This is a genomic window from Arthrobacter sp. ZBG10 (assembly GCF_001238605.1).
GTDB lineage: Bacteria > Actinomycetota > Actinomycetes > Actinomycetales > Micrococcaceae > Arthrobacter.
Window position 1 is genome coordinate 1 of record NZ_LFQH01000077.1, and the last position, 8,978, is coordinate 8,978.

The 8,978-nt window shown below is 67.8% G+C and carries 9 protein-coding genes; 5 read left to right on the plus strand and 4 right to left on the minus strand.

The annotated features are described in order from the left end of the window. Positions 1-266: 266 nt before the first annotated feature. From ACU18_RS17325 to ACU18_RS17340, 4 genes are all read right to left on the minus strand, one after another. Positions 267-1,385 (minus strand): adenylate/guanylate cyclase domain-containing protein, encoded by a 1,119-nt coding sequence (locus ACU18_RS17325; RefSeq protein ID WP_050687648.1) that lies wholly within the window; start codon positions 1,383-1,385, stop codon positions 267-269. Continuing rightward, a complete protein-coding gene (locus ACU18_RS17330; RefSeq protein ID WP_050687649.1) occupies positions 1,375-1,974 on the minus strand; it encodes a PH domain-containing protein in 600 nt (199 codons plus the stop codon). The genes ACU18_RS17325 and ACU18_RS17330 overlap by 11 nt, the downstream gene beginning before the upstream one ends. Beyond that, a complete protein-coding gene (locus ACU18_RS17335) occupies positions 1,967-2,875 on the minus strand; it encodes a biotin--[acetyl-CoA-carboxylase] ligase (protein WP_050687651.1) in 909 nt (302 codons plus the stop codon). The genes ACU18_RS17330 and ACU18_RS17335 overlap by 8 nt, the downstream gene beginning before the upstream one ends. A 129-nt stretch (positions 2,876-3,004) precedes the next feature. Beyond that, complete coding sequence (locus ACU18_RS17340; RefSeq protein WP_050687653.1) at positions 3,005-3,892, minus strand: SDR family oxidoreductase; 888 nt, start codon at positions 3,890-3,892, stop codon at positions 3,005-3,007. A gap of 225 nt (positions 3,893-4,117) precedes the next feature. Here ACU18_RS17340 and ACU18_RS17345 point away from each other — a divergent pair, with 225 nt between their 5' ends. The 5 genes from ACU18_RS17345 to ACU18_RS17365 form a co-directional block, all read left to right on the plus strand. After that, on the plus strand, positions 4,118-5,701 hold the full coding sequence (locus ACU18_RS17345; protein WP_050687655.1) for an acyl-CoA carboxylase subunit beta: 1,584 nt from the start codon (positions 4,118-4,120) through the stop codon (positions 5,699-5,701). Further along, positions 5,698-5,934 (plus strand): acyl-CoA carboxylase subunit epsilon, encoded by a 237-nt coding sequence (locus tag ACU18_RS17350; RefSeq protein ID WP_050687657.1) that lies wholly within the window; start codon positions 5,698-5,700, stop codon positions 5,932-5,934. The genes ACU18_RS17345 and ACU18_RS17350 overlap by 4 nt, the downstream gene beginning before the upstream one ends. A 54-nt stretch (positions 5,935-5,988) precedes the next feature. Next, a complete protein-coding gene (locus tag ACU18_RS17355; RefSeq protein WP_050687659.1) occupies positions 5,989-6,420 on the plus strand; it encodes a universal stress protein in 432 nt (143 codons plus the stop codon). Between the two features lie 111 nt (positions 6,421-6,531). Beyond that, positions 6,532-8,217 (plus strand): DUF885 domain-containing protein, encoded by a 1,686-nt coding sequence (locus ACU18_RS17360; RefSeq protein WP_050687661.1) that lies wholly within the window; start codon positions 6,532-6,534, stop codon positions 8,215-8,217. A gap of 95 nt (positions 8,218-8,312) precedes the next feature. After that, on the plus strand, positions 8,313-8,978 hold a 666-nt coding region (locus ACU18_RS17365), incomplete at its 3' end, for a DUF222 domain-containing protein (protein WP_231686121.1).

Below are 8,978 nucleotides of genomic sequence, written 5' to 3' on the forward strand. Positions count from 1 at the left end.
GTGGTTTTAAACCCCGGATACACCACGGCGCCAACAACAAGGGCCACCAGGGCGAGGCCGAAGACGGTACCGCGAAGGGCTGCGGACCGGCGGAAACGGTTAAAGGCGGCGGCTGGTGTGCGGCGCGCGCGTGGTTGTCCGCTGCGGCTCATAAAAAGGTTCCCCCCGGTTGGTCCCCGCCTTGCCGGATTCGGGCATAACGACGCGGGGGCGCAACAAATATACCGCGTAAAGCCAACAAGTGGATAAACCGCGTGGAGCCGGAATCAGTCCAGGATCAGGCCCTTGCCCAGTCCTCGCGTGAGCCGGACGGGGCGGATCTCACCGAACCCGCGGACGTTTTCCGGCGGCTGCGCCATCATCACAAAGCGCTCGTCGTTTTCCAGCGCCGAGGCTGTCATTGAATCCACCAGGACGGTTCCCGGTTCAGCCAGGGTGGTGAGCCGGGCAGCGAGGTTGACGGTGGGGCCGTAGATGTCGCCGAGCCTGGACAGGATCCTGCCCCAGACCATTGCCACCCGCGCTTCGGGCAGGATTTCGTCCTCCGTCAGGGCCTGGGCCAGGGCCAGTGAGATTTCCGCGCCCGCGGCCGGGGTTTCGGCGATGTACAGGACTTCGTCGCCCACGGTCTTGACCAGCCGGCCGCCGCCCACGGAGATGATTTCGGCGCATTTGTTTTCGAACCGCTGCACCAGGCGGGCCAGGGTCTTCTCGTTCATCCGGCGCGACAGGCTGGTGTAGGACACCAGGTCGGCAAAGCCCACGGCGCGGGCCAGCGGCAGGGGCGCGTCGTCCTCATCGCCTTCGCGGCCTTCCTCGCTGGCCTGCAGCCCCGCTTCGGCGCGGACGGCCAGGCGCTGCACACCGGCGTTGAGCTGGCGGCGCCAGGAGTAGACCAGCACCTCTTCGAGGGCGTCGACCATGTCCGGAAGCTCGTTGACCAGGCGCTTGCGGGCCACGGCATCGGTGACACCCTGTTCGTGGACCATGTCCTCGACCAGCGCCTCGATCTGCCACACCACCATCCGGTCGGTCATCTGGCCGATGGCGCGGGTGACGGAAATCGCCGCTTCCTCGGTGAGCATGCCGGAGCGCACCAGGTCCACCACGGTGGAGAGCGCGGCCTGGTCGCGTTCGGTGAACGCGACATCATCATCGCCGAAGTTGGGGAAGCCGAGGGCGCGCCAGAGTTTCCGTGCGGACAGCAGGGACAGTCCCGCGCCGGAGGCCACCTCACGACGGCGGAGCTTGCGTTCGCCGCCCAGCAGGCGGGCCTCCAGGGCTTTCACGGCCAGGCGCTCCGCGGACATGGTGCCCGTGGGAGGGTGCGGGTCGGCTGCTGCGGCGGGTGCGACGGCAGGAACCTGTTCGTCCTCATCGTTCATCGCGTCCACCTTCTCTCATGTCCCAGGGCATTGCTCCGGCCGGATGGCCCACTGTTTCGCCCGGCCAGGGACCAGTGTCTTCCGGGAGTTCACCGATCGCGTCGAGGATGAAGTCCCGGAACCGGGCAACCTCGGGGACGTCCTGGAACGTCGCCACGCTTTGCTGTCCGGTTTCCAAGGATATATTCCCGGAGCGCAGGAGTCGTTGCAGCAGCGTTTCGTGGACACGCACGTTGCGGACGTTGGCCAGGTTGACCTGCTGGTCGTGCCGTTTCAGCAGGCCGTGCCGCGCCACCATCCTGGTGCTGGTGAGGGTGTAGCGGGTGTGCTTCCAGCGGAGCAGCCGGGGCAGGCAGTAGCCCAGCCAGACCCAGGCCGCGGCCAGGACGCAGGCGCCCACCAGCCATGGCGTCCATTGGCTGTCCAGTTCGGGCACAGCCTGCCGGGCGCCGCCCCGGACCACCCAGGCGGCGCAGAAGGCGGCCACGGCGGGCGCAAGGATGAAGGCCACCGCGGCCCCGGTGAGTTTCCGCGGCTGCGGGCGGGTGGAGACAATGACCTGCTCGCCCGGGTGCAGTTCCTTACGCATAACCGCCGGTGCCGGAGCCGTCCCCTGCGGGCCAGGGCCGCAGGTGCACCACGTCCCCGGCGGTGACCACATGCTCCCGGGAGTCCCGGTCCACCACCAGCAGGGACCCGTACTCGTCCAGCCGGGATGCGTGGCCAATGATCTCGTGGTCGCCGGGAAGCTGGGCGCGCACCTGCTTGCCGAGGGTGGCCATGTTGGCCTCGACCCGTTTGTGCAGGGACGCCCCGCCGCCCATCCCGGCGGTGGGATCGCCGTCGGCATTGCAGAACTGGCGGTAGAGCACGGCGAAGCGCTGGAGGTAGCCCTTCAGCAGCAGGGTCCGGTCAGTGGTGGTGCCGCCGGCCAGCAGCACGGAAGTGGCGGTAGGGACGGGCAGTTCGTCCTGGCCCAGCGTCACGTTCAGGCCGGTACCCAGGATCACCGGAGGCACTGTCCCATCTGTCATGGGGCCCAGCTGGGCCAGGATGCCGGCGATTTTCCGGCCGCCCACCAGGACGTCGTTGGGCCATTTCAGTTCGGCGGCGAGGCCTGCCGTTTCGAGCAGCATGTCCCGCAGGGCCAGGGCTGCGATCAGGGACAGCCAGGAGTAGCTCTGGGTGGGCAGCGGCCGGCCGTAGGCGTTCACGGGCCGGAGCACCAGCGATACGGAAACGGCGCTGAGCGGCGGTGCTTCCCACTGCCGGTCCAGGCGGCCGCGGGCAGCGCTCTGGTATTCAGCGGTCAGCACCGAGAGGTCCGGCCAGTTCCCGGGGTCAACGCCGGCAGCCCGGAGGAGGTCGGCGTTGGTGGAGCCGGTGGAGTCCACCACGTCGATCCTCGAAATGCCGGCGGCGGCCAGGAACTGCGGCTCTGCCAGGTCCCACCGGTTCAGGGGGCTGCCGGAATTATGTGCATCAACCATGCCTGAATCCTACCGACTGGCGCCGCCCGCCGCCTGCGGTTTCCCTGCCGGCCGGCAGGCCAAAGGATTCCCGGCGGCAAGTTCCGGGGGAATCAGGGCGGCAGGTTCCGGGGGAATCAGGGCGGCGTCCTAGAGGAAGATATCGGGGACCAGACTGTGCTCGTCAGCGCCCATGCTGTACGGCCGGAAGTCCGTGACGCCCGCCGCCGCGAGGATCTCCTCGTCGGTATGGAAGTTCCCGCTGGACACGACGCCGGCCTGGAGGTGTGCCCCTGTGAGCAGGGCATGTGCGGCGTCGGCCATGATCTGCGGGCCGCGGGCGGACCGGACCATTGCCTCGCCGTGGGGCATGTTCCGGATGGCTGCCGTGTCGATCAGGGTGCATGGCCACAACGAGTTCACGCTGATGCCATCAGCCTTGAGCTCCTCGGCGAGTCCCAGCGTGGTCAGGCTCATGCCGTACTTGGCCATGGTGTAGGCCAGGTGCCTCCCGGCCCAGTGGGGGTCGAGGTTCAGGGGCGGCGACAGGGTCAGGATCTGGCCGGCACCGGACCTGCGCAGGGCCGGCAGGGCGAGCTTGGACAGCAGGAACGTGCCGCGGACGTTGATGTCCTGCATCAGGTCGTACTTTTTCATGTCCACCGCATCCGTCCTGGACAGGTCGATTGCGGAGGCGTTGTTAATAACAATGTCGATCCCGCCAAAGCGTTCCTCCGCGGCTGCGACGGCCCGGGCAACGTCCTGATCCTGGCGGACATCACCCACCAAAGGCAGCGCCTGGCCGCCAGCGTCCGCCAGCTGCTGCGCGGCAGTAAACACCGTGCCGGCAAGTTTGGGGTGCGGCTCCCCGGTCTTGGCCAGCAGGACGATGTTGGCGCCGTCAGCGGCGGCCCGGCCCGCGATGGCCAGGCCGATCCCACGGCTCCCACCGGAGATCAGGATGGTCCGGCCCCGCAGTGATCCGGTGGCCTGGTAGGGGCTGGCAAAGGCGGGGGAAGCGTCGGCGCTCGAAGTCATGAATCCACTGTAACCCAACTAAGTTACCGGCGAGTAACAAGGCGTTGCGGGTGGAGGCACGGCAGAAAATTGTAGGTTCCCTACAGCTGCAGGCGCCCAGACCCTCATTAGACTTGCCTGCAGGGTCCGTTCTTTGTGCGGAAGCTACTTAAGCAGCACCAGCCGGAACCCGCCAGCAACGCACTGCGCCACAGAACCAATCTGCAACAGAGCCGGAGACACTTGATGAGCCACGATCTGACAACGACAGCGGGAAAGATCGCCGATTTCCGTGACCGCCAGGCCCGTGCCGAACAGCCCTCCGGCCCCGAGGCCATCGAGAAGCAGCATGCGCGGGGCAAAAACACGGCCCGTGAACGCATCGGGCTGCTGCTGGACGAGGACTCCTTTGTGGAGTTTGATGCGCTGGCCGTGCACCGCTCCACCGCGTTCGGGATGGAAAAGAAGAAGCCCCTGGGCGATGGCCTGGTTTCCGGCTACGGCACGGTGGATGGCCGCCTGGTGGCCGTCTACAGCCAGGACTTCTCCGTGTACGGCGGTTCGTTGAGCCAGGTCAATGGCGAGAAGATCGTCAAGGTGCAGGAGTTCGCGCTGCGCAACGGCTGCCCCGTGGTGGGCATCCTGGACGGCGGCGGCGCCCGCATCCAGGAAGGGGTGGCCTCGCTGGCCATGTTCGCCGATATCTTCCGCAACAATGTGCACGCTTCCGGGGTGGTCCCGCAGATCTCGCTGATCATGGGCCCGTCCGCCGGCGGCGCCGCCTACTCCCCGGCCCTGACCGACTACGTGGTGATGGTGGACAAGACCTCGCACATGTTCATCACCGGCCCGGACGTGATCAAGACCGTCACCGGCGAGGACGTGGACATGGAAACCCTCGGCGGTGCCCGCCAGCACAACGCCACCACCGGCACCTCCACTTACCTTGCCTCGGACGAAGCGGACGCCGTCGAGTTTGTCCGCGAACTCCTTGATTTCCTGCCGTCGAACAACCTCGCCGAAGCTCCCGTCCAGGAGCACCAGCAGGAACTGGAAATCGACGACGACGACCTCGCCCTCGACACGCTGGTCCCGGACTCCGCCAACCAGCCCTACGACATGCGCACCGTCGTCGGGCAGATCGTTGACGACGGGCACTTCCTGGAGATGCAGGCCCTGTACGCCCCCAACGTCATGATCGGCTACGGCAGGGTGGAAGGCCACACGGTGGGCATCGTTGCCAACCAGCCGCTGCAGTTTGCCGGCACCCTGGATATCGCCGCCTCCGAGAAGGCCGCCCGCTTTGTCCGGCACTGCGACGCCTTCAACATTCCCATCATCACGCTGGTGGACGTCCCCGGCTTCCTGCCCGGCAAGGACCAGGAGTTCCAGGGCATCATCCGCCGCGGCGCCAAGCTCCTGTACGCCTACGCCGAAGCCACTGTCCCCAAGCTCACCGTCATCACCCGCAAGGCCTACGGCGGCGCGTACATCGTGATGGGCTCCAAGAAGCTCGGCGCGGACCTCAACCTGGCCTGGCCCACCGCGCAGATCGGCGTGATGGGGGCCCAGGGCGCCGTGAACATCCTCTACCGCCGCGACCTGGCCGGTGTGGCTGAAGCCGGGGGCGACGTTGAAGCCCGCCGCGCCGAAGTAATCCAGCAGTACGAGGAGGAACTCCTCAACCCGTACCAGGCCGCCCAGCTCGGGTATGTGGACGCCGTGATCGCCCCCTCGGACACCCGGCTGCAGATCATCCGGGGCCTGCGCGCCCTGCGGGACAAGCGGGCCAGCCTGCCCGCCAAGAAGCACGGGAACATCCCGCTGTGACCGGCGGCGCCAGCGGGGACGGCACCCCGGCACCCGCCGAACCCCTGCTTTCCGTGGTGAAGGGCAATCCGGACGCCGAAGAGCTGGCGGCGCTGACCGCCGTCGTCCTTTCCCTGGCCGCTGCCGGACCGGAGCGGCCCAGCGAACCGGCTGCACGCACCTGGGTGCGCCGGCACCAGCTGCGGCTGGCGCCCACTCCCGGGCCCGGCGCGTGGCGCCGCAGCCGCGGCTGAATCAATGGGCCGGGGCCCTATTATGCGCCCGGCAGCGTGTGTAGGCTCAGCAGCATGGGTACTGCAGTGGTTGTCGGCGTGGACGGCTCGCCTGCGTCGGTTGCAGCCCTCCAGCATGGGCACCGGCTGGCCGCCGCGATGGATGTTGAGGTCCATGCCGTGGCCTGCTGGCTCGCGCCGCAGATGGCGCAGGGCCATGCCGTCATGGGGATCAGCCATTTCGAGGAAAAGGCCCGGCTAACGCTCAACGACGCTGTGGTGGCCGCGTTCGGTAACCCGCCGCCACCAAACCTGCGCACCCGCCTGGTGAACGGTGATGCCCGACAGGTCCTTTTGTCCGCGGGCAAGGACGCCGGCATGCTGGTGGTCGGCAGGCGCGGTCACGGTGGCTTCGGCGGCTTGCTGCTCGGCTCGGTAAGTTCCGCCTGCGTTGCCCACGCCGAGTGCCCGGTGTTGGTTGTCCATGCCGCCCGGGCCGCGTTGTGAACTTGACCGGCCGCGGGAGCCGGGCGGGGCGTACGGTCCTTCCATGATCGGACCGCGAAGGCCCGGCGCGGATTCCTGTTTCGCCAGCGCCGATCCGGCTAGTCTCGGAGGGTGACTACAGAGACCACCCCTGCCGCCCGCCCGCACACCAGCATCGACGCCGTCGCCGACAGGTACACGGATACCCTCATCCGGCTTAATCCATCCTTCGCCACCACCCTCGGCGTGCCCGGACATGAAACGGAATACCAGGACTTCTCCCCCGCCGGCATCGCCGCTTTCGCTGCGTCCGCCCGCGAGGCGCTGGCTGAACTGGCGGGCCTGGAACCGGTGGACGACGTTGACGCCGTCACCCTCGACGCCATGCAGGAGCGGCTGGGCCTGCAGCTGCTGATCCACGCGTCGGGGTGGGAGTACGCCGACCTCAACAACATCGCCTCCCCCGCCCAGGATATCCGCGCCATCTTCGACCTGATGGCCACGGAGACCGTGCAGGACTGGGAACACATCGCCGGCCGCGCCCACAACGTTCCCGCTGCGATCGCGGGCTACATCGAATCCCTGCGGCAGGCCCGCGACGCCGGACTGGTTGCCGCGGCACGGCAGGTGCGGATCGTCGTCGAACAGGCCTCGCGTTACGCCGCAGCCGACGGGTTTTTCGCCAAGCTGGCTGCCGGGGCGCATACCGCTGACGGTCCGCTTCCGGCGGAAACCCAGGAAAAGCTCGACGCCGGGGCTGCCGCCGCCGGCCGCGCCTACCTGGGCCTTGCGGAATTCCTCACCACGGAACTGCTGCCCGCTGCGCCGGAGAAAGACGCCGTGGGAAGGGCCCGGTACGCCCTCGCTTCGCGCTCCTTCCTGGGCGCCACCGTTGACCTCGAAGAAACGTACGCCTGGGGCGTTGCCGAACTGGACAGCCTGATCAGCCAGCAGGAGCAGGTGGCGGGCACCATCAAAGCGGGCGCCACCGTTGCCGAAGCCAAGGAAATCCTCAACAACGATCCGGCGCGGCAACTCAAAGGCACCGCCGCGCTGCAGGCGTGGATGCAGGAGCTCTCGGACAAGGCCATCGCGGACCTGGCCGGCGTCCACTTCGATATTCCGGAGGTGATGAAGGAACTCGAGTGCCTCATCGCCCCGACCGACGAAGGCGGCATCTACTACACCGGCCCCTCCGATGACTTCAGCCGCCCTGGACGCATGTGGTGGTCCGTTCCGGCCGGCGAGGACACCTTCACTACTTGGGCCGAAACCACCACCGTTTTCCACGAAGGGGTGCCCGGGCACCACCTGCAGGTTGCCACCGCCACCTACCGCCGGGAACTGCTGAACAAGTGGCGCCGCAACGTGTGCTGGACGTCCGGGCACGGCGAAGGCTGGGCCCTGTACGCGGAGAAGCTGATGCAGGAACTCGGCTACCTTTCGGACCCTGGCGACCACATGGGCATGCTGGACATGCAGCGGATGCGTGCCGCCCGCGTGGTCTTCGATATCGGCGTCCACCTGGAGCTCGAAATCCCCGCGCGCTGGGGCTCAGGCACGTGGACTGCGGACAAGGGCTACGCCTTCCTGAAGGAAAACCTGCCCATCAGCGAGGGCCAGTTGAACTTCGAGTTTGCCCGCTACCTCGGCTGGCCGGGCCAGGCCCCTTCCTACAAGGTGGGCCAGCGCCTGTGGGAGCAGATCCGCGCCGAACTTGAAACCCGGCCCGCCTTTGACCTGAAGGAATTCCACACCCGGGCCCTGAACGTGGGCTCCGTGGGGCTCGACACCCTGCGCCGGGCACTTCTCGACTAGTCCCCTTCATTTCCTTTTTCCGGGCCGGCGTTTCCTGGTTTTGGGTGCGTTTGGGGGCCAGCGGAAATGTCGTAGGGTGCTGGAATACTTGGGCTATGGAGGTCCTTCCGGAACCAATGAAGCTGACGACGGCGGCACGCACCGCCGCCCTCAGCCTCGCCAGCGGCCGGGAGCAGGGGGTGCAGGAACTCCGGGTGCGGGAACCAGGGGTGGAGGACCTGGCCGCCGGGGTGCAGGATTTGGTGGCCGGGGTGCGGTCCTTGCGGCCGGCGGCCACGGGTGCGGGCCTGATTGACCAGATCCGTGGGTTGGAGGACCTGAAATCCGCTGCGGCCGCGGCGCAGGCCCGCCTTAGCATCGCCTTTGACCACCTCGAACGGCAGCGCCAGGCCGGGGCCGGGGTGCCCGCCGCAGAGCAGGGCCAAGGCGTCGCGGCGCAGATCGCGTTGGCCCGACGCGAATCCCCCACCCGGGGCAGCCGCTACCTGGGACTGGCCCGCGCACTCGTGACGGAAATGCCGCACACCCTTACCGCCCTGGATACCGGCCAACTCAGCGAATGGCGGGCCACCCTCATCGCCAAGGAAACAGCCTGCCTCACCGCCGCGGACCGGGCCGCCGTCGACGAAGAACTCGCCCCGGACACCGGAACCTTCCACGGAGCCGGAAACAGGACCATCACCACCGCCACCAAAGCCGCCGCGTACCGGCTGGACCCGCTCTCCGTCACCCAACGCGCCACCCGCGCCGCCAACGGCAGA